At 59.7% G+C, this 23775-nt stretch carries 22 protein-coding genes; 7 read left to right on the top strand and 15 right to left on the bottom strand.

Features of this window, described 5'->3' with window-relative positions; genetic code table 11:
• The first annotated feature begins 74 nt into the window (after positions 1 to 74).
• Entirely contained in the window at positions 75 to 1391 is a 1317-nt protein-coding gene (locus BZL43_RS11805) for an MFS transporter (protein ID WP_095632468.1), read from the top strand.
• A 115-nt stretch (positions 1392 to 1506) separates the two neighbouring features.
• Here BZL43_RS11805 and purT read toward each other — a convergent pair whose 3' ends face one another.
• The 5 genes from purT to BZL43_RS11830 all read right to left on the bottom strand — a co-directional run bounded on the left by purT (position 1507) and on the right by BZL43_RS11830 (position 4881).
• Positions 1507 to 2688, bottom strand: coding sequence for a formate-dependent phosphoribosylglycinamide formyltransferase (gene purT, locus BZL43_RS11810; RefSeq protein ID WP_095632469.1), 1182 nt, complete (start codon positions 2686 to 2688; stop codon positions 1507 to 1509).
• Between the two features lie 98 nt (positions 2689 to 2786).
• Complete coding sequence (locus BZL43_RS11815; protein ID WP_095632470.1) at positions 2787 to 3254, bottom strand: VUT family protein; 468 nt, start codon at positions 3252 to 3254, stop codon at positions 2787 to 2789.
• Between the two features lie 227 nt (positions 3255 to 3481).
• Positions 3482 to 3697, bottom strand: coding sequence for a DUF1289 domain-containing protein (locus BZL43_RS11820; RefSeq protein WP_095632471.1), 216 nt, complete (start codon positions 3695 to 3697; stop codon positions 3482 to 3484).
• Entirely contained in the window at positions 3694 to 4218 is a 525-nt protein-coding gene (locus BZL43_RS11825; protein WP_095632472.1) for a gamma carbonic anhydrase family protein, read from the bottom strand. The genes BZL43_RS11820 and BZL43_RS11825 overlap by 4 nt, the downstream gene beginning before the upstream one ends.
• 63 nt (positions 4219 to 4281) lie before the next feature.
• Positions 4282 to 4881: a CoA pyrophosphatase gene (locus tag BZL43_RS11830; RefSeq protein WP_095632473.1), complete on the bottom strand. Its 600-nt coding sequence runs from the start codon at positions 4879 to 4881 to the stop codon at positions 4282 to 4284.
• Positions 4882 to 5027: 146 nt separating this feature from the next.
• Between BZL43_RS11830 and BZL43_RS11835 the strand changes: the two genes are divergently transcribed.
• Positions 5028 to 5579, top strand: coding sequence for an NUDIX hydrolase (locus tag BZL43_RS11835; RefSeq protein ID WP_095632474.1), 552 nt, complete (start codon positions 5028 to 5030; stop codon positions 5577 to 5579).
• 65 nt (positions 5580 to 5644) lie between these two features.
• Positions 5645 to 6148, top strand: coding sequence for a murein L,D-transpeptidase family protein (locus BZL43_RS11840; RefSeq protein WP_095632475.1), 504 nt, complete (start codon positions 5645 to 5647; stop codon positions 6146 to 6148).
• Between the two features lie 320 nt (positions 6149 to 6468).
• On the opposite strand, the gene BZL43_RS11845 is transcribed toward BZL43_RS11840, so the two are convergent.
• Together BZL43_RS11845 and purL are read right to left on the bottom strand one after the other, a co-directional pair.
• Positions 6469 to 6780, bottom strand: coding sequence for a YqfO family protein (locus tag BZL43_RS11845; protein WP_095632476.1), 312 nt, complete (start codon positions 6778 to 6780; stop codon positions 6469 to 6471).
• A 19-nt stretch (positions 6781 to 6799) separates the two neighbouring features.
• Positions 6800 to 10696, bottom strand: a complete 3897-nt coding sequence (gene purL / locus BZL43_RS11850) for a phosphoribosylformylglycinamidine synthase (RefSeq protein ID WP_095632477.1) — start codon at positions 10694 to 10696, stop codon at positions 6800 to 6802.
• Positions 10697 to 10970: 274 nt separating this feature from the next.
• Between purL and mltF the strand changes: the two genes are divergently transcribed.
• On the top strand, positions 10971 to 12431 hold the full coding sequence (gene mltF / locus BZL43_RS11855) for a membrane-bound lytic murein transglycosylase MltF (RefSeq protein WP_095632478.1): 1461 nt from the start codon (positions 10971 to 10973) through the stop codon (positions 12429 to 12431).
• A 128-nt stretch (positions 12432 to 12559) separates the two neighbouring features.
• Here the strand turns inward: mltF and pdxJ are convergent, their stop codons facing one another.
• The 8 genes from pdxJ to lptF form a co-directional block, all read right to left on the bottom strand.
• Positions 12560 to 13306, bottom strand: a complete 747-nt coding sequence (gene pdxJ, locus BZL43_RS11860) for a pyridoxine 5'-phosphate synthase (protein WP_095632479.1) — start codon at positions 13304 to 13306, stop codon at positions 12560 to 12562.
• A gap of 98 nt (positions 13307 to 13404) precedes the next feature.
• Positions 13405 to 14094, bottom strand: coding sequence for a DNA repair protein RecO (gene recO / locus BZL43_RS11865; RefSeq protein ID WP_095632480.1), 690 nt, complete (start codon positions 14092 to 14094; stop codon positions 13405 to 13407).
• Positions 14095 to 14265: 171 nt separating this feature from the next.
• Entirely contained in the window at positions 14266 to 15168 is a 903-nt protein-coding gene (gene era / locus BZL43_RS11870) for a GTPase Era (RefSeq protein WP_095632481.1), read from the bottom strand.
• A complete protein-coding gene (rnc, locus tag BZL43_RS11875; protein ID WP_095632482.1) occupies positions 15161 to 15850 on the bottom strand; it encodes a ribonuclease III in 690 nt (229 codons plus the stop codon). Before rnc ends, era begins: the two co-directional genes overlap by 8 nt.
• A gap of 185 nt (positions 15851 to 16035) precedes the next feature.
• Entirely contained in the window at positions 16036 to 16890 is an 855-nt protein-coding gene (gene lepB / locus BZL43_RS11880) for a signal peptidase I (RefSeq protein ID WP_095632483.1), read from the bottom strand.
• A 5-nt stretch (positions 16891 to 16895) separates the two neighbouring features.
• Complete coding sequence (gene lepA / locus BZL43_RS11885; RefSeq protein ID WP_095632484.1) at positions 16896 to 18695, bottom strand: translation elongation factor 4; 1800 nt, start codon at positions 18693 to 18695, stop codon at positions 16896 to 16898.
• A 171-nt stretch (positions 18696 to 18866) separates the two neighbouring features.
• Positions 18867 to 19928, bottom strand: coding sequence for an LPS export ABC transporter permease LptG (gene lptG, locus BZL43_RS11890; protein ID WP_095632485.1), 1062 nt, complete (start codon positions 19926 to 19928; stop codon positions 18867 to 18869).
• Entirely contained in the window at positions 19921 to 21039 is a 1119-nt protein-coding gene (lptF, locus tag BZL43_RS11895) for an LPS export ABC transporter permease LptF (protein WP_095632486.1), read from the bottom strand. The genes lptG and lptF overlap by 8 nt, the downstream gene beginning before the upstream one ends.
• A 295-nt stretch (positions 21040 to 21334) precedes the next feature.
• Between lptF and BZL43_RS11900 the strand changes: the two genes are divergently transcribed.
• The 3 genes from BZL43_RS11900 to BZL43_RS11910 are packed head-to-tail and all read left to right on the top strand — an operon-like array spanning position 21335 to position 23724.
• Positions 21335 to 22825 (top strand): leucyl aminopeptidase, encoded by a 1491-nt coding sequence (locus tag BZL43_RS11900; RefSeq protein WP_095632487.1) that lies wholly within the window; start codon positions 21335 to 21337, stop codon positions 22823 to 22825.
• A gap of 60 nt (positions 22826 to 22885) precedes the next feature.
• Positions 22886 to 23314 carry a DNA polymerase III subunit chi gene (locus tag BZL43_RS11905; protein WP_095632488.1) on the top strand — a complete coding sequence of 143 codons (429 nt, stop codon included), beginning with the start codon at positions 22886 to 22888 and terminating at the stop codon, positions 23312 to 23314.
• An 8-nt stretch (positions 23315 to 23322) separates the two neighbouring features.
• Complete coding sequence (locus BZL43_RS11910; RefSeq protein WP_095632489.1) at positions 23323 to 23724, top strand: DNA polymerase III subunit chi; 402 nt, start codon at positions 23323 to 23325, stop codon at positions 23722 to 23724.
• The last annotated feature ends 51 nt before the right edge of the window (positions 23725 to 23775 follow it).

The following is a 23775-nucleotide window of genomic DNA, read 5'->3' on the forward strand; positions in this document are numbered from 1 at the left end:
CTGAACCCACATCCCTGGGTATTCGACCATAATAATTCGCTCCACTGGAGCCCATGACTGTCAGGGATTACCGCATGACGACCAGCACAACGTTCAGCGACACCGCGCCCGTTCAACCAACCAACTCCGCCACCCGAGTAGCCACTGCGAGCTTCATTGGCACGGCCATCGAGTTCTATGACTTCTACGTTTATGCCACCGCTGCAGCGCTGGTAATCGGCCCGGTGTTTTTTCCGCAGACCTCCGGCACCGCCCAGATGCTGTCGGCGTTCCTCACTTTCGGTATCGCCTTCCTTGCGCGACCATTGGGCTCCGCGCTATTCGGCCACTTCGGCGACCGCATCGGGCGTAAATCGACACTGGTTGCTTCCCTGCTCTTGATGGGCGTGTGTACCACGCTGATTGGCGTGTTGCCGGGTTATGACAGCATTGGCGCCTGGGCGCCGATCCTGCTTTGCGTGCTGCGCTTCGGCCAAGGTTTGGGGCTAGGTGGTGAATGGGGCGGTGCCGCATTGCTGGCCACGGAAAACGCGCCCAAAGGCAAGCGTGCGTGGTACGGCATGTTCCCGCAACTCGGCCCATCGATCGGGTTTCTGGCGGCCAACGGCCTGTTCCTGACCCTGGCCATGAGCCTCAACGACGAGCAGTTCCGTTCGTGGGGCTGGCGGATTCCGTTCCTGCTCAGTGCCGCACTGGTGATGGTGGGCCTGTATGTGCGCCTCAAGCTCCACGAAACCCCGGTATTCGCCAATGCCATGGCTCGTCAGGAACGGGTGAAGATCCCGCTGGTCGAGCTGTTCAGCCAATATTGGGCGCCGATGCTGCTGGGTGCCGGTTCGATGGTGGTGTGTTACGCGCTGTTCTACATCTCAACGGTGTTTTCGTTGAGCTACGGTGTTTCGACGCTTGGCTACACCCGCGAAACCTTCCTCGGCCTGCTGTGTTTCGCCGTGCTGTTCATGGCGGCCGCGACACCGCTGTCGGCCTGGGCCAGTGATCGTTTCGGACGCAAACCGGTGCTGATCGTCGGCGGCGTTTTGGCGATTCTGTCCGGATTCCTCATGGAGCCGCTGCTGACGCAAGGCTCGACCTGGGGCGTGGCGCTGTTCCTGTGCATCGAACTGTTTCTGATGGGCGTGACGTTTGCGCCGATGGGCGCGCTGCTGCCAGAGCTGTTCCCGACCCACGTGCGCTATACCGGCGCGTCGGCGGCCTACAATCTGGGCGGCATTGTCGGAGCTTCGGCGGCGCCTTTCTTTGCGCAGAAACTGGTGGCGATGGGCGGTTTGAGTTATGTCGGCGGGTATGTGTCGGGGGCGGCGGTGCTGAGTTTGATTGCAGTACTGTGCCTGAAGGAGACGCGGCATAACGATTTGAATCGGGTTGCCTGAAGCCAAAAGCTTCGCGGGCAAGCCTCGCTCCTACAGGGATCACGTCAAACGACAGTAGTGCGTTCAACAAGTGACCTGTAGGAGCGAGGCTTGCCCGCGAATGGCGCGACTCGGTTTAGAGCTCTACAACAACAGCCTGAGAAGCACGGGTCGCTTTAGCCCTTGCAGCTTCGATGGATTCATCACGCGCCAACGCCACACCCATCCGCCGCTGGCCATTGACCTCAGGCTTGCCGAACAGACGCAACGCAGTATCCGGCTCGCTCAGCGCAGCGCCCAGATTGGCGAATGCGGTCTGGGTGGACTGCCCTTCCACCAGAATCACCGCCGAAGCCGAAGGCCCGAATTGACGAATCGCAGGAATCGGCAGGCCCAGGATCGCCCGTGCGTGCAGTGCGAACTGCGACAGGTCCTGGGAAATCAGGGTCACCAGACCGGTGTCATGCGGGCGGGGCGAGACTTCGCTGAACCACACTTGATCACCCTTGATGAACAACTCGACACCAAACAGACCACGACCACCCAGGGCCTCGGTCACCGCTTTGGCAACGCGCTCGGATTCAGCCAGAGCAACCGGGCTCATGGCTTGTGGCTGCCATGATTCCTGGTAGTCGCCCTTCTCCTGTCGGTGGCCAACCGGCGCACAGAACGTAGTGCCGCCAACGTGACGTACGGTCAGCAAGGTGATCTCGTAGTCGAAGTCGATGAAGCCCTCAATGATCACGCGACCTTTACCGGCGCGGCCACCCTCTTGAGCGTAATCCCAGGCTTTCTGCACGTCATCAACGCTGCGCAACAGGCTCTGGCCTTTGCCCGAGGAACTCATGACCGGTTTGACCACGCACGGGAAACCCAGATTTTCGACAGCCTTGCTGTAGTCCTCGAAGGTGTCGGCGAAGTAGTACGGCGACGTCGGCAGGCCCAGCTCTTCAGCGGCCAGGCGACGGATGCCTTCGCGGTTCATGGTCAGCTGTGCGGCGCGAGCGGTCGGAATCACGGTGAAGCCTTCGGACTCCAGCTCTACCAGGGTCGCGGTGGCGATGGCTTCAATTTCCGGCACGATGAAGTCCGGTTTCTCAGCTTCGATCACTGCACGCAGGGCGACACCGTCGAGCATGTTGATCACATGGCTGCGATGGGCAACTTGCATGGCCGGCGCATTGGCGTAGCGATCGACGGCAATCACTTCAACGCCCAGGCGTTGCAGCTCGATCACCACTTCCTTGCCCAACTCACCACAGCCACACAGCAATACGCGGGTCGCGGTTGGCGACAATGGAGTTCCGATACGGGTCATCTCAGGTCCTCAAGAAGCGGATCATCGAGGGATGCGGTGCCTGGCACGCTTCCCATGGGGAGAAAGCGCGGCATTTTACATGAACCGGAGGGTTTGGCTCAGCTGGCGACAACCTGATTACGCAAGCGCCAGGCCATGATCAGCCACACGACTGTCACACCGGCGAACTTCGAACCCATGGCGGTGAGAATCACGGCCGGAGTGAACGCATCGATCATGCCGAAGAAGATGAAAGTGTCCAGCGGGATACTCAGCGCCGAACTTATCCACAGGCGATCGTGCAATGGCCGCTTGGTGATGCTGAACACCAGCCAGTCGATGCACTCCGAAACGGCGAACGCCGTGGCGCTGGCAAAGGCAATGGACGGGTCGGAAGTGACATAGGACAACACCAGCGCCACCAGCATCGCCGCCATCGCGCCATGGCCGAAACGGGTTTGCACCATGTCACGCAGCACGAACACCAAACCACCCCAGGCCGACCAGACGATGTCCAGGTGCGGGGCGCTGGAAAAGGCGTAATTGATCAGCACGACGCTGCTGATGTAGGTGATCAGGAAGAGCATGGCGCGTGGAGTACCTGTCGATTTTGATGCACAGGGTACTTCATCTCAAGCGTACAGATCACCTGTAGCGAGGGAGCTTCGTGGCGAGGGGGCTTGCCCCCGTTCGGCTGCGCAGCAGTCGCGAAATCAGCAAATGCCGTACGCTTGAAAGAATAACGTCGCAGGTTTAGCGCCGCTTCGCAGCGCAACGGGGGCAAGCCCCCTCGCCACGGAACCGCGTATAACCATCAGGAATCGGATTTGGAGGGCAACATCCAGATCAACCCGCTCGACTTCGCCCGCTCATGACACAAGCCCAACACCTTGCGCCGCTCCGCGTTGTCCATCCGGCTCCAACGGGTGATTTCTTCCACCGTGCGCTGACACCCGGTGCAAATGTCATCCTCATCCAGCGCACAAATGTTCACGCATGGCGATGGAACCGGCCGTTCAATGGCGCTCATTCTTCCTGCTCGACCAGATCGCGGGCGTAACGCTGCGAGTTGTGCACATAGTGGGCGGCGCTGGCTTCGAGCATTTTCTTCTGCTGCTCGGTCAACTCGCGCACGACCTTGCCCGGCGAGCCCATGACCAATGAACCGTCCGGAATGTCCTTGCCCTCACTGATCAGCGAGTTGGCGCCGATGATGCAGTTCTTGCCGATTTTCGCACCGTTGAGGATCACCGCATTAATACCGATCAGACTGTAATCGCCCACCGTGCAGCCGTGGAGCATGGCGTTGTGACCGATGGTCACGCCGGTGCCAATGGTCAGCGGGTAGCCCATGTCGGTGTGCATCACGGTGCCATCCTGCACGTTGCTGTTCTTGCCAATCAGGATCAATTCATTGTCGCCACGCAGCACGGTGTTGAACCAGACGCTGGCGCCCTCTTCCAGTTTGACCTTCCCAACCAGTACGGCATTGGGGGCAACCCAGCTCTGCGGATGGGTGTCGACGCGGGCGTCGCCCAGGCGGTATTTCATCTTGTTTTCCTCAAGGCTCAGGCTGCCGCGGGTTCACGGGTTCACGCCATACGCGCGATGGCTTCAGGTTTTGATAAAACTCTTGGGTGGTTGATGCAGGCTGATTTTCTCGTCATAGAGAAGGTTGATCAACTCGACGATCATGATCGCCGTCAGCCCCCAGATCTTGTATTCGCCATAACGGTAGCTCGGTACGTACCAACTGTGCCCTTCATAGTCGATGCGATGGGTGTGCTCGCGCGGGTCTTTGCGGAAGAACTCCAGCGGCACACTGAACACCGCGGCGATCTCGGCGTCGTTGGCCTGGTATTCGACGAAACCCGGAATCACGCCGACGTAGGGCGTGACCTTGATGCCATGCAGGGAGATCAGTGGGCTAAGCGGGCCAATCACTTCGACCAGGCCCGGCGGCAGGCCGATTTCTTCTTCGGCTTCGCGCAAGGCAGTAAAAACCAGATCAGGGTCTTCGGGGTCGCGTCGACCGCCGGGAAAAGCAACTTCGCCACCATGGGTCGATAGCCCGCTGGCGCGAAGGGTTAGCACCAATTCCGGTTCGTCACTGCGCGTGATGGGCACCAATACCGCGGCTTCGGGGAAACGTCGGTCGGTTTCCAGCGTTCGCGGCGTGTGATTGCTTACCCGGTGCAGTAGCTCGTCCAGCATGAGTCTTCTCGATCTGTGCCTTACCCTGCATCATGCACCAATCGCATCGACCGCCCAAGCCCCGAACGGCCTCATGTCGCGAAACGACAACTTGCCGACCGATACCGCTGCACGCCAAGATAGGCGCAGCATTCAGGAACCCAAGCATGAAATTTTGCAGCCAGTGCGGCAACCCGGTAACCCAGCGCATTCCCGAAGGCGATTCTCGCCTGCGTTTTGTCTGCGACAGCTGTCACACCATCCATTACCAAAATCCCAATATCGTCGCCGGTTGCGTGCCGGTCTGGGGTTCGAAGGTATTGCTGTGCCGTCGCGCCATCGAGCCACGGCGCGGTTACTGGACCCTGCCCGCCGGGTTCATGGAAAACGGTGAGACCATCGAACAGGCCGCCATTCGCGAGACCGCCGAGGAAGCCTGTGCCCGGGTGCGCAACCTGAGTATCTATACACTGATCGACGTGCCACACATCAGCCAGGTGCACGTATTCTTTCGCGCCGAGCTGGTGGACCTGGATTTTGCCGCGGGCCCCGAGAGCTTGGAAGTGCAACTGTTCGAAGAAGCCGACATCCCTTGGGGCGAACTCGCTTTCCGCACGGTGGGCCGTACCTTAGAATGCTACTTCGCTGACCGGCGGGCCGAGGTCTACCCCGTGCGGTCCGAATCGATCCCGCCGCTCGTCCAGCCTGCCATCATTTAACGCGCCTACACATAAAAGCATCTATAAAATTAATAATCGCGACACCTTTTAGGGATATCGTTTCAATGCGCTGGTTGCTTGCCGTTTTTTGCTTGTCGTTCATCGCTGTCAGCCAGGCTTCCTCCACGGAAACGCTGGACGGCAAAGTCATCGAAAAAGTCCTGGTGCTCAAGTCTGCCCATCAGTTGCAGTTGATCAATGACGGCAAGCCGATCAAGACCTATCGCATTTCCCTGGGCAAAAGCCCCAAGGGGCCCAAGCTGATGGAAGGCGACAAACGAACCCCCGAAGGCTTTTATTGGGTGGATTGGCGCAAGATCAGCGACCGTTTCAACCTGGCAATGCATATTTCCTACCCCAACATCAGCGACGCCGCCCGTGCCCGGCGCGAAGGTGTCGAGCCTGGCGGCATGATCATGATCCACGGCACCCCGGACACCGAAGACAATCCCGAAGACCTGTTCCATACGCTGGACTGGACCGACGGCTGCATCGCCATGCGTAATATGGACATGCGCGAGGTTTGGGGTCTGGTGCCGGACGGCACGATGATTGAGATTCGCCCGTAACGGCAACCTTCAAGGCCAAAGATTAGAGAGCCCACTTCCGACGGACAACCTGAAAGACTTGTGGGAAGGTTCTGATGTTTTTTCTGCTCAATAAACATCGCTGCCTGTCAGGCCGCCTTCGCGGGCAAGCCTTGCTCCTACAATTGAGCCATGTGCATCTTCGAGATTGGTTGGCTGTCAGATCGCCTTCGCGAGCAAACCCGCACACTCAATCAACAAGAACCTGGACGGCCCTAAGGCCGCCACGCCCTAATCACAGCCAACAAAAAACCCGCTGAAATCACTTTCAGCGGGTTTCTCATTTTCAGCGGCCAGGAAGATCAGAAATCCTCCAACCGCCACACCTCGTAAGCCGGCGTCTCATAGGGATGGCTCTCTTTCAAAGCCACCACCACCGCTCGAATCAACTCATCGCTGACCACCAGCTCGACCTTCCATTCCTCAACCTGCTCGACCTGCCCCGCTTCACCCATAAACGGCTGACTGCCATCCAGAGGACGAAACTGACCCAACCCGAACACCTGCCACGCGCAGTGATCATAAGCCCCGATCCGCCCGCCACCGGCAGCGAACACAGCGCTTTTGACCACCTCGACATGGCTGGCCGGAACAAAAAAACCGAGCTTGTACACGGCAATCAGCTCCCCGCTCTTAGTTAACCCAAACGCGAGCGTTGCGGAACATACGCATCCATGGTGCGTCTTCGTTCCAGTCTTCCGAACGCCACGAGTTCTGCACCGCGCGGAATACCCGCTCCGGGTGCGGCATCATGATGGTCACGCGACCGTCACGGCTGGTCAACCCGGTGATACCGCGCGGCGAACCGTTCGGGTTGGCCGGGTAGTTTTCGGTGACCTTGCCGTGGTTATCGACGAAACGCATCGCCACGCAACCCGACAAATCGGCTTCCAGCAACGCTTCTTCGCTGGCGAATTCGGCATGGCCTTCACCGTGCGCGATGGCGATCGGCATGCGCGAACCGGCCATGCCCTGCAGGAAGATCGAGTTCGACTCCTGGATCTGGACCATGGCAACGCGAGCTTCGAACTGCTCGGAACGGTTACGCACGAAGTGCGGCCAGAACTCGCTGCCCGGGATCAGCTCGTGCAGGTTGGACATCATCTGGCAACCGTTGCACACGCCGAGGGTGAAGCTGTCGTTACGTTCGAAGAAGCCCTGGAACGCATCGCGAGCGCGGCTGTTGAACAGCGCGGATTTCGCCCAGCCTTCACCAGCACCCAGGACGTCGCCGTAGGAGAAACCGCCGCACGCCACCAGCCCTTTGAACTCGTTCAGGTCGACGCGGCCGGCCAGAATGTCGCTCATGTGCACATCGATCGCGTTGAAACCGGCGCGGTCGAACGCGGCCGCCATTTCCACCTGACCGTTGACGCCCTGCTCACGCAGCACGGCAACTTGTGGGCGGATGCCTTTCTTGATGTAAGGCGCGGCGATGTCCTGGTTGACGTCGTAGCTGAGCTTGACGCTCAGGCCCGGGTTGTCTTCCTCCAGCAGCACGTCGAATTCCTGATCGGCGCAGTCAGCGTTATCACGCAGACGCTGGATCTGGTAGCTGGTCTCGGCCCACTGGCGTTGCAGCAGACGACGCTGGCCTTCGAATACGGTGTCACCGTTGAAGGTGATGTTGATCTCGCCGTTGTTCATTGGCTGACCGATCACCGACACACACTCCCCAAGGCCGGCAGCGCTGAACTGCGCAAGGATATCCGGCGTGGCGTCCTGGCGAACCTGGATCACGGCACCCAGCTCTTCGTTGAACAGGATCGCGGCAATGTCGGCGGAGGTTTCTGCCAGACCGTCAAGGTTCAGGCTCAGGCCACAATGACCGGCGAAGGCCATTTCCACCACGCTGGTCAGCAGACCACCGTCGGAACGGTCGTGATAAGCCAGCAAATGACCGTCGGCGTTGAGGCCCTGGATCACGGCGAAAAAGGCTTTCAGGTCTTCGGCGTCATCGACGTCCGGGGCCTGCTTGCCGAGTTTGCCGTGAACCTGAGCGAGGATCGAAGCACCCATGCGGTTCTGACCGCGACCGAGGTCGATCAGGATCAGGTCGGTGGTGCCCTTGTCCATGCGCAGTTGCGGGGTGAGGGTCTGACGGATATCCGTCACCGGGGCGAAACCGGTCACGATCAGCGACATTGGCGAAGTGACGGACTTGTCGACGCCCTCATCGTTCCAGCGGGTGGCCATGGACATCGAGTCCTTGCCGACCGGAATGGTGATGCCCAGCTCAGGGCACAGTTCCATGCCGACCGCTTTCACGGTGTCGTACAGACGCGCGTCTTCACCCGGGTGACCGGCGGCGGACATCCAGTTCGCCGACAGTTTGATGTCGGAGATCTTGGCGATGCGCGACGCCGCGATGTTGGTCAGGGTTTCGCCGATGGCCATGCGGCCCGACGCCGGAGCGTCCAGCAGCGCCAGCGGAGTGCGCTCGCCCATCGCCATCGCTTCACCGGTGTAGACGTCGAAGCTGGTGGCGGTGACGGCAACGTCGGCCACTGGAACCTGCCATGGGCCGACCATCTGATCACGGGCCACGAGGCCGGTGATGGTACGGTCGCCGATGGTGATCAGGAAACTTTTGCTGGCCACGGCCGGGTGATGCAGAACGCGCTCGACGCAATTGGCGATGTCGAGGGTCGACGGATCGAAATCGTCGCCCAGCTCGTTTTCACGCACCACGGAACGGTGCATGCGCGGGGCTTTGCCCAACAACACTTCCAATGGCATGTCCACCGGGCTGTTGCCGAAATGGCTGTCGGTGACGGTCAGTTGCGGTTCGGCAGTGGCTTCGCCGACGACGGCGAACGGGCAGCGTTCACGTTCGCAAATCGCCTTGAAGCGCTCGAAATCAGCCGGGCCGACCGCCAGTACGTAACGTTCCTGGGATTCATTGGACCAGATTTCGTGCGGGGCCATGCCCGGCTCATCGTTCGGAATGTTGCGCAGTTCGAAACGGCCACCACGGTCACCGTCGTTGACCAGTTCCGGGAAGGCGTTGGACAGGCCGCCAGCACCCACGTCGTGGATGAAGCTGATCGGGTTCTTGTCACCCAGTTGCCAGCAACGGTCGATGACTTCCTGGCAGCGTCGCTCCATTTCGGGGTTTTCACGCTGTACAGAGGCGAAGTCCAGATCCGCCGAGCTGGTGCCGGTGGCCATGGAGGAAGCCGCGCCGCCGCCCAGGCCGATCAGCATCGCCGGGCCGCCCAGCACGATCAGCTTGGAGCCGACGACGATCTCGCCTTTCTTGACGTGTTCTTCGCGGATGTTGCCCATGCCGCCCGCCAGCATGATCGGCTTGTGGTAACCGCGCACTTCGTCGCCGTGCGCGGTGGTGATCGATTGTTCGAAGGTACGGAAGTAGCCAGTCAGGGCCGGACGACCGAATTCGTTGTTGAACGCGGCACCACCCAATGGGCCCTCGATCATGATGTCCAGCGCGGTGACGATGCGCTCAGGCTTGCCGTACGGCACTTCCCACGGCTGTTCGAAGCCCGGGATCTGCAGGTTGGACACGGTAAAACCAGTGAGGCCAGCCTTGGGCTTGGCGCCGCGACCGGTTGCACCTTCGTCGCGAATCTCGCCACCGCTACCGGTGGATGCGCCCGGGAACGGGGCAATCGCGGTCGGGTGGTTGTGCGTCTCGACTTTCATCAGGATGTGCACCGGCTCCTGCACCGCACCGTACTGGCGGGTTTCAGGGTCCGGGAAAAAGCGACCGGCGACGGAGCCGACGATCACCGAAGCGTTATCCTTGTAAGCCGACAGAACGCCTTCGCTGTGCATCACATAGGTGTTCTTGATCATGCCGAACAGGCTTTTTTCCTGGCTCTGACCATCGATGTCCCAACTGGCGTTGAAGATCTTGTGGCGGCAGTGCTCGGAGTTGGCCTGGGCGAACATCATCAGTTCGATGTCGTGCGGGTTGCGCTTCAAGCCGATGAAGGCGTTGACCAGGTAATCGATTTCGTCTTCAGCCAGGGCCAGGCCCAGCTCGGTGTTGGCTTTTTCCAGTGCGGCGCGGCCGCCACCCAACACGTCGATCGCGGTCAGTGGCTTGGGCTCGGCGTGGCTGAACAGGCCGGCGGCCTGTTCAAGGTTGCCCAGGACGATCTGGGTCATGCGGTCGTGCAGACCGTCAGCAATCAGCTGCGCCTCAGCGTCGCTGAACTGGCCGGCGACGTAGAACGCGATGCCGCGCTCCAGGCGCTGGATCTTGGTCAGGCCGCAGTTGCGAGCGATGTCGCTGGCTTTACTGGACCATGGCGAGATAGTGCCGAAACGTGGCAACACCAGAAACAGACGACCGGTTGGCTCTTGTACTGGAACGCTTGGGCCGTACTTCAGAAGGCGCGCGAGCACCTGCTGTTCGTCGCCGGTCAGGACGCCGGTAACTTCGGCGAAGTGAGCGAATTCAGCATACAAGCCGCTGACAGCCGGAACCTTCTGGCTCAGTTGCTCAAGGAGTTTGCTGTGGCGAAAGGCAGAAAGGGCAGGAGCGCCGCGCAGGATCAACATCTTCGGGACAGCCTCGGGAAGGGGTGTGCTTTGAGGCCGTGCATTCTAGCCTAAACCGCCCGCGACAGCACCCGAAACGGTACGCACGGCTGCACCCGAACGTCGGGCCGGGCATCCGGGCCCCGAACAGGCGCGCGCCGAGGGTTATTTTTTCTGTCAAAAAATGCTGTTCGGGCCCATTCCTGCGGGCTCCAAGCGGGTTTCAGACGCTCTAGCAGACAAGCCCTTTGCTGTCGAGATATGGCGCTCGTGGTCCTTTGCGTATACTGCGCAGATGTTTTCCCCAACGGCTTTGCGTCCGCGGTACGCCAAATGGCTGATCGCAACCGGACTCTTCCTGGTGCTCGGTGGCTGTGTTGATAAACCCAACACGCTGGAGCGCGTAAAGGAGGATGGCGTGCTGCGGGTGGTTACCCGTAACAGCCCCGCCACCTACTTTCAGGATCGCAACGGTGAAACCGGCTTCGAATACGAGCTGGTAAAGCGCTTTGCCGAGGATCTGGGGGTCGAGCTCAAGATCGAAACCGCCGACAACCTCGACGACCTGTTCAATCAGGTGGGCAAGCCCAATGGCCCGGTGCTGGCTGCTGCTGGCCTGGTCAGCAGCGAGCAACGCAAAAAACAGGTGCGGTTTTCCCACTCCTATCTCGAAGTCACGCCACAGGTCATCTACCGCAATGGCCAGTCGCGGCCGACCGATGCAGGCGATCTGGTCGGCAAGAAGATCATGGTGCTCAAGGGCAGTACCCACGCCGAACAATTGGCAGAGCTGAAAAAGAAATATCCCGGCATTGAATACGAAGAGTCCGACGCGGTTGAAGTCGTCGACTTGCTGCGCATGGTCGACGAAGCCCAGATCGATCTGACCCTGGTCGACTCCAACGAAGTCGCGATGAACCAGGTGTATTTCCCCAACGTGCGGGTCGCCTTCGATCTCGGAGACGCCAGCAATCAGAGCTGGGCCGTGGCCGCCGGCGAAGACAACAGCCTGCTCAACGAGATCAACGATTATCTCGACGAAGTGAAGAAAAACGGCACTCTGCAACGCCTCAAGGATCGCTATTACGGGCACGTCGACGTACTCGGTTACATGGGCGCCTACACCTTTGCCCAGCATCTGCAGCAGCGGTTGCCCAAATATGAACAGCATTTCAAGACGTATGCCAAGAAAGAGAAAGTCGACTGGCGCTTGTTGGCCGCAGTCGGTTATCAGGAATCGCTGTGGCAAGCGGCGGTCACGTCCAAGACCGGCGTGCGTGGCTTGATGATGCTGACCCAGAACACCGCGCAAGCCATGGGCGTGTCCAATCGACTCGATCCCAAGCAGAGCATCATGGGCGGTGCGAAGTACCTGGCCTACATGAAGGAGCAACTGGATGAGTCGATTCAGGAGCCGGATCGAACGTGGTTCGCGCTCGCAGCCTACAACGTCGGCAGCGGTCATCTGGACGACGCACGCAAACTGACGGCCAAGGCAGGGTTGAACCCGGACAAATGGCTGGACGTGAAGAAAATCCTGCCGCGCCTCTCGCAGAAACAGTGGTACAGCAAGACGCGTTACGGCTATGCCCGTGGCGGCGAGCCGGTGCATTTTGTGGCGAACATCCGTCGTTATTACGACATCCTGACATGGGTCACACAGCCGCAGCTGGAAGGCAATCAGGTCGCCGAAGGCAACCTGCATGTGCCGGGGGTCGACAAGACCAAGCCGAGCCAGGAAACCCCACAGCTTTAAACCTTCGTCGCCTTCAAAGACGCCATCGCGGGCAAGCCACGCTCCCACAGGTCCGCGTCGAATACATAGTTGTCGTTCAACCCGGACCTGTGGGAGCGTGACTTGCCCGCGATGGCAGCGCCGCCGATCTAGCCTTTCAAGGCAGCGGCCAGAATCAGCGCTTTCATTTCAGAAACAGCCGACTTGAACCCGACGAACAACGCATGGGCCACCAGCGCATGGCCGATGTTCAATTCGTTGATCCCCTTGATCGCCGCGACTGCTTCGACGTTGTGATAGTGCAAACCGTGACCGGCGTTGACGATCAGCCCCTGGGCCAGACCAAACGCCACGCCATCGGCCACGCGCTTGAGCTCTTCCGCGACTGAAGCTGGCGTCTCGGCATCCGCATAACGCCCAGTGTGCAATTCGATGGCTGGCGCACCGACACGGCGGGACGCTTCGATCTGCCGCTCGTCCGCGTCGATGAACAGCGACACTTCACAACCGATCTTCGCCAGGCGATCCACTGCTGCCTTGATCCGCGCCTCCTGCCCTGCCACGTCCAGACCGCCTTCGGTGGTCAGCTCCTGACGGGTTTCCGGGACCAGGCAAATGTGCGCCGGGCGGATGCGTTCGGCGAACGCCATCATTTCTTCGGTGACGCCCATTTCGAAGTTCATGCGGGTTTGCAGCACATCCTTGAGCAGCAGCACATCGCGCTCCTGAATGTGCCGGCGGTCTTCGCGCAAGTGCACGGTGATGCCGTCAGCGCCCGCCTCTTCCGCGTCCAGCGCTGCCTTGACCGGATCCGGGTAGCGAGTACCCCGGGCCTGACGCAGGGTGGCAACATGGTCGATGTTCACGCCAAGAAGAATGCGATTGCTGGTGGTCACGGAAGCGCTCCTGAAATAGGGGAAAGGTCGGTGCACAGCATACACGGCGAGCCCGGGTCTGTTGACGCAAGCATCAACAGTTCCTGTCGCTTGCGAAACTATGGCTTGCGAAACAACTCGCGACTGACCAGAGGACGACCACCCAGATGAACGGCCAGTGCCTGACGCATCAAGCGCTTGGCAGCGGAAAGCGCTCCGGGCGCAGACCAGTCGGCATCGGCCATGGCCAGCAATTCAGTACCGTTGAACAGACCCGGTTGTAGCAGGTAGACCCGTTCCAGGCCTGCATCCACTTGCAAGCGGTAGAGGCCGTCCGGCGCGATGGGGTCGCCATGGAGATCAGTGTTCAAGGCGAAACCGTAACCGAGGTCGTCGAGCAAACGCCATTCGAAAGAGCGCAGCAATGGCTCCAATGGACGACCTTCGGCCAGGGCGAGCAAGGTCGCGGCGTAGTGATCGAAGACCGCGGGATGGGGGTCTTCGGCGGGCAGCAGACGGATCAGCAATTCATTGAGGTAGAGGCCGCTGAACAGTGCCTCGCCATGGAGCCAGGTGGAAACACCGGCGCTTTCCATACGACCGACGTTTTTCAATTCACCCCGACCACGGAATTCGACTTCCAGCGGTACGAACGGCCGCGCCAATGTCCCGGCCTTGCCTCGCGCACTGCGCAACACCGCCCGCAGCCGACCTTGCGGCGTAAGGAAATCCACCAGCGCACTGCTTTCGCGGTAGGCGCGGGAGTGGAGAACGTAGGCAGGTTGACCGGTTGGCGCGGTGCTCGACATGGAAATCGCAGTTCTCAATTGAAGGAGTGCAGTTTTACTGACACCCCAAAACCAATGTGGGAGCGGGCTTGCCCGCGATGGCGGACTTACATTCAACATCTCTGCTGAATGTTACATCCTCATCGCGGGCAAGCCCGCTCCCACAGGGTTCTACGGTGCAGCACACCGGGTTTACAGATCGCCGTAACCCAGCGAACGCAGCGCACGTTCGTCATCGGACCAGCCACCTTTAACCTTGACCCACAGGTTAAGCATGATCTTGGAGTCGAACAGCAGCTCCATGTCCTTGCGCGCCTCGGTGCCGATGCGCTTGATGCGTTCGCCCTTGTCGCCAATGATGATTTTCTTCTGGCCGTCACGTTCGACGAGGATCAACGCATGGATGTGCAGGGTTTTGCCCTGCTGCTTGAACTCTTCGATTTCCACGGTGATCTGGTACGGCAGCTCGGCGCCCATCTGACGCATGATTTTCTCGCGTACCAGCTCGGCGGCAAGGAAGCGGCTGCTGCGGTCAGTGATCTGGTCTTCCGGGAAGAAGTGATCGTTTTCCGGCAGGTGCTCGGCGATCACTCGTTCCAGCGCGTCCAGATTGTGCCCGTGCTGGGCCGAGATCGGCATGATCTGCGCATTCGGCAGCTGTTCCTGCAACCAGCTCAGGTGCGGCATCAGCTCGGACTTGTCTTCGATACGGTCGGTCTTGTTCAGCGCCACGATCAGCGGGCCGGTCACGTATTGAACGCGCTCGAGGACCATCTGGTCTTCGTCGGTCCACTTGGTGCGGTCAACCACGAAGATCACCACGTCGACGTCTTTCAACGCCGCCGAAGCGGTTTTGTTCATGTAGCGGTTCAGAGCCTTTTCGCCGCCCTTGTGCATGCCCGGCGTATCGACGTAAATCGCCTGAACGGCGCCTTCGGTCTTGATGCCGAGCATGTTGTGACGGGTGGTTTGCGGCTTGCGCGAAGTGATCGCCAGCTTCTGACCCAGAATGTGGTTCAGCAGCGTGGACTTGCCCACGTTGGGACGGCCGACGATGGCGACATAGCCACAGCGAGTTGCGGTTGAATCAGTCATTGCCATTCTCCACACCCAGGGCAATCAGTGCTGCGGCGGCCGCTACCTGTTCGGCAATACGACGACTCACACCCTGACCTCGGCTTTTTTCATTCAGTAAGATGATTTCACATTCGACGAAGAACGTCCGGCAATGCGGCTCACCCTGGATATCCACCACTTCGTAACGCGGCAGTTCACAACCACGGGACTGCAGGAATTCCTGCAGGCGGGTTTTCGGATCTTTGTTGGTGTCGACCAGTGTCAGGCCTTCGAACTCTCCGGCCAGCCAGGCCAGCACGCGCTCACGCGCCATGTCCATGCCGGCGTCCAGGTAGATCGCACCGATCAGCGCTTCCAGGGCATCGGCCAGAATCGACTCGCGACGGAACCCGCCGCTTTTCAATTCGCCGGAGCCCAGGCGCAGGTATTCGCCCAAGTCGAAACCACGGGCCAGTACGGCCAGGGTCTCACCTTTCACCAAGCGGGCGCGCAAACGCGACAACTGGCCTTCGCGGGCCAACGGGAAGCGATCGAACAGCGCCTCGCCAGCGACGAAGTTGAGGATGGCATCACCGAGAAACTCCAGGCGTTCGTTGTTGCGCCCGGCAAAGCTGCGGTGAGTCAGGGCCAGGACCATCAGTTCCTGGTCTTTGAAGGTGTAGCCGAGCTGACGCTCTAGACGGCTTAAGGAGAGGCTCACGGTTTACCCACGCTGAGTTCGTGGCTGGATTCCACCGCCATCGCCGTGGTGCGGCGCAGGCTTGGGACAATTAACGCTGTGTTCAAAAATAACGTCCTGAATATCATTGTTTTTCATGCATCCGGTGCCGATTGTGGCGGTTCCAGAAAAGCATTCGGCGCTGTGGTCAACAGCGCCGTGTGTGATTACTTGATCAGGCCAACCCGCGAGAAATTCGGCAGGTGACTGAGTTTGGGTTCCGGCCAGCTCATCCAGACTGCGAAGGCCTTGCCGACGATATTCTTGTCGGGAACCATGCCCAGCAGATTCTTGGGAATACTCGGATCATCCCAGTAGCGACTGTCGTTCGAGTTGTCGCGGTTGTCGCCCATCATGAAGTAGTGCCCGGCAGGCACCGTCCACGAACGATCCGGCGCTGCGCGGTAGCGGCTCATTTCCTTGCGGATAAGGTGCTCGGCGATGCCGAGTTTTTCCTTGTAGAGCTCAGCGCTGCCCAACGTGCCCGGCTCGGAGCCGACCAATTGTTCGGCAACCGACTCACCGTTGACGAACAGACGCTTGTCGGCTGTGTAGCGAATCTGGTCGCCCGGCAGGCCCACCACTCGCTTGATGTAATTGACATTCGGATCGCTCGGGTAGCGGAACACCATCACATCGCCGCGCTGCGGATCACCGACTTCGATGACTTTCTTGTCGATCACCGGCAGGCGGATCCCGTAAGAAAATTTGTTCACCAGAATGAAGTCGCCGACGTCCAGGGTCGGCTTCATCGAACCGGAAGGAATCTGGAACGGTTCCACCAGGAACGAACGCAGCACCAGTACGATGAACAACACCGGGAAGAACGACTTGCCGTATTCGACCAGCAGCGGCTCTTTGTTCAGTTTCTCGATCACCACCATGTCAGCCTGGCTGACGCTACCCTGATAAGAGTTAATGGCAGCCCGGCGCCGTGGCGCCAGGAACAGCAGATCGAGCAACGCCAACAGGCCGCAGACGAATACGGCGATGACCAGCAACAGCGGGAAATTTAGTGACATAGGACCTAACTATCCAACCTGAGCACGGCAAGGAAGGCTTCCTGTGGAATTTCCACGTTACCGACCTGCTTCATGCGTTTCTTACCGGCCTTTTGCTTTTCCAGCAGCTTTTTCTTACGGCTGACGTCACCACCGTAGCATTTGGCCAATACGTTCTTTCTGAGCGCCTTGACGGTTGTTCGCGCCACAATCTGCCCGCCAATGGCGGCCTGGATTGCCACGTCGAACATCTGCCGCGGAATCAGTTCTTTCATCTTCTCGGTCAACTGGCGACCTTTGTAGTGCGCGTTGTCACGGTGCACGATCAACGCCAGGGCGTCGACCTTGTCGCCGTTGATCAGTACGTCCAGCTTCACCAGACTAGCCGATTGGTAACGATCGAAATGGTAATCCAGCGAAGCATAGCCGCGACTGGTGGATTTCAGGCGATCGAAGAAGTCCAGCACCACTTCGTTCATCGGCAGGTCGTAAGTCACTTGTACCTGAGTGCCAAGGAACAGCATGTCGACCTGCACACCGCGTTTTTCGATGCACAGGGTAATGACGTTGCCCAGGTGTTCTTGCGGCACCAGAATGTTGGCACGCACGATCGGCTCACGCATGTCTTCGATCGAAGACAGGTCCGGCAGTTTCGACGGGTTATCGACGTAGATCGTCTCACCGGTCTTGAGCAGCAGCTCGAAGATTACCGTCGGCGCGGTGGTGATCAGGTCCAGGTCGTACTCGCGCTCCAGGCGCTCCTGGATGATTTCCATGTGCAGCATGCCGAGGAACCCGCAACGGAAGCCGAAGCCCAGTGCGTCGGAGCTTTCCGGGGTGTATTGCAGGGAGGAGTCGTTGAGCGTGAGCTTTTGCAGCGCTTCACGGAAATCTTCGAAGTCGTCGGAGCTGACCGGGAACAGACCGGCATACACTTGCGGCTGAATGCGTTTGAAGCCTGGCAGCACCTCAACGTCTGGCGTAGAGCTCAAGGTCAGGGTGTCACCAACCGGTGCGCCGTGAATATCCTTGATACCAGCGATGATGAAGCCTACTTCGCCGGCCTTCAGGTCAACGGTGGCAGTGTGTTTGGGGTTGAAGACGCCGACGCTGTCCACCAGATGGATCTTGCCGGTGGATTTGACGAGGATTTTGTCGCCCTTCTTCACACGACCGTGACGCACGCGTACCAGAGAAACAACGCCCAGATAGTTGTCGAACCAGGAATCGATGATCAACGCTTGCAGCGGATCTTCGTAGTTGCCGGTCGGCGCAGGAATCGTGGTTACCAGGCGTTCGAGCACTTCATCGACGCCCAGGCCGGTCTTGGCAGAGCACTCGACCGCGTCAGTGGCATCGATGCCGATGATTTTTTCGATTTCTTCTTTGACGCGATCCGGATCGGCCTGAGGCAGGTCGATCTTGTTCAGCACTGGCATGACTTCCAGGCCTTGCTCGATTGCCGTGTAGCAGTTGGCGACCGACTGGGCTTCAACGCCCTGACCGGCATCGACCACCAGCAATGCACCTTCACAGGCCGCCAGCGACCGGCTGACTTCGTAGGTGAAGTCGACGTGGCCGGGGGTGTCAATGAAGTTCAGCTGGTACTTGATGCCATCGCGGGCGGTGTAATAAAGAGTGACGCTGTGGGCCTTGATGGTGATCCCGCGTTCACGCTCAAGATCCATGGAGTCCAGCACCTGGGCTTCCATTTCACGTTCGGCAAGACCGCCGCACATCTGGATGAATCGATCGGCCAGCGTCGACTTGCCATGGTCAATGTGGGCGATGATGGAGAAATTGCGGATATGACTCAAATCACTCACGGATCAACACTCAAAAAGGCTGCAGGCATAGCCCGCCGAAAAATAGCCGGGAATTGTACCTGATCCACGGCGCAAGCGTCACGTTCGCAGGTCAGACGGCGGATACAAAAACGCCCCGGTCTTGCGACAGGGGCGTTTCGAGCGACCATCATGGTCAAGAGAAACCCTTGATCAACCGGCCCGGCGCAACAACCAGACCCCGGCCAGGGCACAGACGCCGGCCGGCACCAGCACCGCAAACAACGGCGAGAAACCGAATACCAGGCTCGAAGGCCCGAGCAAATCCTGGACGATGCGGAAGGTGAAGCCCACCAGCACACCGGTAAACACCCGCTGACCGAGGGTTACCGAACGCAACGGGCCGAAGATGAAGGAAATCGCCATCAGCACCAAGGCGGCGGTCACCAACGGCTGCAACACCTTGACCCAAAATGCCAGCCAGTACCGACCGTTGCTCAGACCCTGGTCAGCCAGGTAGTGGATGTAACTCCACAGACCGGTGATCGACAATGATTCCGGCGCCATCACCACAGTGCTCAGCAGTTGCGGGCTCAGCGCGACCTCCCAACGCTCCACCGGAGTCGTCACCACTTCGGTGTTCTTTTCATGGAACAACGTGGTCGTGACGTCGCTCAGCTGCCAGTGATCCGTGTCGAATTCCGCGCGCTTGGCGAAGCTTGAAGACAGGATGTGGCGTTGATCGTCGAAGCGATAACGGGTCACGCCGTACAGCAGCCCATTGGGTTGCACGGAATTGACGTGAATGAATTCGTCCCCCTGGCGGTGCCACAGACCGTGCTTGGCGCTTTGCGCATCACCACTGCCCTGGGCCAGTGAACGGTTGGCCTGAGCGGTGACTTCCGTTGCCGGCGCGACGTATTCACCGATCACCAGCCCCACCACCATCAAAAGCAGCATCGGTTTCATGACCGCCCAGACGATACGCCCGAGCGACACGCCCGCAGCGCGCATGATGGTCAGTTCGCTGTGGCTGGCCAGGCTGCCAAGGCCGATCAGGCAACCGATCAGCGCCGCCATCGGCAACATGTCGTACAGACGGCGCGGCGCAGTCAGCAACACATAGCTGAGGACATCCACCAGCGTGTAGGTATCGCTGACGTCACCCATCTCATCGATGAAGGCAAACAACGTTGCCAGCCCCAGAATGATCCCCAGAACCGCCAGGATCGCCATGAACACACTGCTACCAATATAGCGATCGAGCTTATCCACGGGCCACCTCCAGCGCACTGCGGCGACTCGCCATCTTCAAGCGCAAAGGCTCCCAGTACAGCAATCCCAGGCCAATGGCCAGGAAGATCGAATGCACCCACCACAAGCCCAATGCCGCCGGGATCTTGCCCTTTTCGAGGGCGCCGCGAGCGGCAATCAGGATGGACAGGTAAGCCATATAAAGAAGAATCGCCGGCAGCAGCTTGAGGAAACGGCCCTGACGCGGATTGACCCGCGACAGCGGCACCGCCATCAGGGTCACAATGAAGACCAGCAACGGCAAAGACAGGCGCCATTGCAGCTCGGTGCGTGAGCGGATGTCGTCATTGCCCAACAGGGAGCGAGTGGTCATCGCGTCGCGATCGGTGACTTCGTCGCTGACGTCCGGCTTGGGCAGCAATACACCGTACTCCTGGTATTTGATGGCGCGGTAATCGGCCTGCCCCGGATTGCCGTCGTAGCGATAGCCGTTGTCGAGAATCAGATACCGATTGCCGTCGGGGCGAATTTCCTGACGGCCCTTCTCGGCCACCAATACGGAAATCCCGCGATCCTTTTTGTCGGAACTCACATTCTTTTGCGAAATGAACACGCCGCCCAGATTGACGCGGTCATCCGACAATTGCTCGGTGTAGGTAACCCGGGTACCGTCGCGCAAAGCCTGGAAACGGCCGGGTTCAAGGGTATCGAATTCAGTCAGTGCGTCCTGTTTGTTCAACAGCAGCTGGAACTGATTGGCACCTTGTGGCGCCAGGCTCAGGCTCAACCAGGCCACCACCAGCGCAACCAGCGTGGCCGGAAACAGGGTGATGCGAAACAGCCGCTGCTGGCTCATGCCGGTGGCCGACAGCACAGTCATTTCGCTGTCGAGGTACAAACGACCGTAGGCCAGCAGGATGCCGAGAAACAGCCCCAAAGGCAGGATCAGCTGAAGGAAACCCGGCAGACGAAAGCCCATGATCAGGAACAACGAGCCCGGATCCAGGGCGCCAGAGGCCGCTTGGGCGAGGTATTTGATGAAGCGTCCGCTCATGATGATGACCAGCAGCACGGCGCTGACGGCGCTCAAGGTCAACAGGACTTCGCGGGATAGATAACGGAAGACAATCAAACCAGACACTCCAGGGTTGTCAGGCTAAGCGGCCAAACAAACAAACGTATCGGTCGGCCCGCAGGGCAGAGCCGCCGAAAAAGATGGCGCATTATCCTGTGATTGGGTGCGCCTGTCACTGCGCACGCTCAAGCAGAGACCTGAACCACGGAAGTTCGCACGACCGAGGGTTGTCAGGCGCCGGTAGCGAGGTTCAAACTGCCGCCTTTGTCGCTGGCACTGCACCGGCGTCCTTCTATTTATAAGCAAGCCTTTGCGCGTCGCGCACTTTGACCATTAATTCAGGGATCCAGACATGGAACTGGTTGTAAAAAGCGTTAGCCCGGAAACGTTGAAGACCGCCACGCTGGTGGTCGCCATCGGCGAAGGCCGCAAACTCGGCGCCGTTGCCAAACAACTCGACGAGCTGAGCGGTGGCACCCTCAGTGCCGTGCTCAAGCGCGGCGACCTGGCCGGCAAAGTCGGCCAGAGCCTGTTGTTGCACAGCCTGCCCAACCTCAAGGCCGAGCGCGTGTTGCTGGTGGGCGTGGGCAAGGATGAGGAGCTGGGCGATCGCCCGTTCCGCAAAATCATCGCTGGCATCCTCAACACCCTCAAAGGCCTGGGCGGTAGCGATGCAGTACTGGCCCTGGACGAAGTCGTGGTCAAAGGTCGCGACAGCTACGGCAAGACCCGCCTGCTGGCCGAGACCCTGGTAGATGGCAAGTACACCTTCGACCAGTTCAAGAGCCAGAAAGCCGACCCGCTCTCCCTGAAGAAAATCACTCTGGTGACCATCAAGGCAGCCCAGGCCGAAGTGGAACGCGCCGTGGTCCATGCCACCGCGATCGCCAATGGCATGGCCTTCACCCGTAACCTGGGCAACCTGCCGCCAAACATCTGCCACCCCACATTCCTGGGCGAGCAAGCCAAGAACCTGGGCAAAGAATTCAAGAGCCTGAAAGTCGAAGTCCTCGATGAAAAGAAGATCAAGGACCTGGGCATGGGCTCGTTCTACGCCGTCGGCCAGGGCAGCGCCCAGCCACCGCGCCTGATCGTGATGCAATACAACGGCGGCAAGAAATCCGAGAAACCGTACGTACTGGTCGGTAAAGGCATCACCTTCGACACCGGCGGCATCAGCCTCAAGCCGGGTGCCGGCATGGATGAAATGAAATACGACATGGGCGGCGCCGCCAGCGTGTTCGGGACCTTGCGTGCCGTGCTCGAGCTGAAACTGCCGATCAACCTGGTGTGCATCCTGGCTTGCGCCGAGAACATGCCGAGCGGCAACGCTTCGCGTCCGGGAGACATCGTTACCACCATGAGCGGTCAGACCGTGGAAATTCTCAACACCGACGCCGAAGGCCGTCTGGTGCTGTGCGATGCCCTGACCTACTCCGAACGCTTCAAGCCGCAAGCGGTGATCGACATCGCCACCCTGACCGGTGCATGTGTCGTCGCATTGGGCTCTCACACCTCGGGCCTGTTGGGCAACAACGACGAACTGATCGGCCAGCTGCTGAGCGCCGGCCAATCCGCCGACGACCGCGCCTGGCAACTGCCGCTGTTCGACGAATATCAAGAACAGCTGGACAGCCCGTTCGCCGACATCGCCAACATTGGCGGCCCGAAAGCCGGCACCATCACCGCGGCCTGCTTCCTGTCGCGCTTCACCAAGAACCTGAACTGGGCGCACCTGGACATCGCCGGCACTGCCTGGACCAGCGGCGGCAAGGACAAGGGCGCCACTGGCCGTCCGGTGCCCCTGCTGACCCAATACCTGCTGGACCGCGCCAACGCCTGAAACCGATGACCCCGAGCGGTGCCACTGACCCGTGGCGCCGCCTGTGGCTCAGGAACCGCAATGACCAAAGTCGACTTTTATATCCTGCCCAGCGCCGATCCTTCGGCACGGCTGGATTTCGCCTGCAAGCTCACCGAAAAAGCCTGGCGCATGGGCCACCGCATCTACTTGCATTGCAGCGATGCCGCCCAGCGTGATGACCTCGATGCGCGGTTGTGGGCTTTCAAGGGCGAGAGCTTCGTGCCCCACGGTCCCGCCGAAAGCGAGCCGCAGGGTTTGATTGTTCTGGGTTTTGGCGATGACTGCGGTCAGCATCAGGACCTGCTGGTCAATCTCGACCTGAAAGTCCCGGCATTCGCCAAACAGTTCGCCCGCGTGGCGGAAGTGGTAGTGGAAGATCCGACGATTCGTTCGGCGGCGCGGGAGAGTTTCCGTTTCTACCGCGAACAGGGCTATTCTCTGCAAGATCACCGTTTACAGCGACTTTGAGCCTTCCGATGGACACTCCAAAACCGCAGCAAAATTCCGCGAATCTGCTGGATGACCTCGAATCGATCCGCCAATTGCTTGGCGATGACAACCTGCAACCGCCCTTGCTGACCGACACGGTCATTGAAGGTGATCAGGAACAGATCCCCATGCTGTTCGACACGGTCGGCAATGCGCCGCAACCGGTCGAAACGACACCGCCGCCCGCCCCGGCCGCGCAACCGTCGCCTGCCACGAGCAATAGCCCCGACGCTCTTTTGCACCTGGACAGCGAACTGCGTGCCGCCGCGCTATTGATCATGCAAGACGTGATCGACGACTTCGCCCCGCATATTGAAACCGAAATCAAACGCCGTCTTGATGCGAGGATGGAACGGCTTCTCGCCGCAGCTGCAAGCGGCAAGCTTTAAGCTGCTAGCAAAAGTCAAAGCAAAAGCCGGACTCCCTCTTGCAGCTTGTGG

Origin of the sequence: Pseudomonas sp. PICF141, from assembly GCF_002286815.1 — a bacterium.
Lineage (GTDB): Bacteria > Pseudomonadota > Gammaproteobacteria > Pseudomonadales > Pseudomonadaceae > Aquipseudomonas.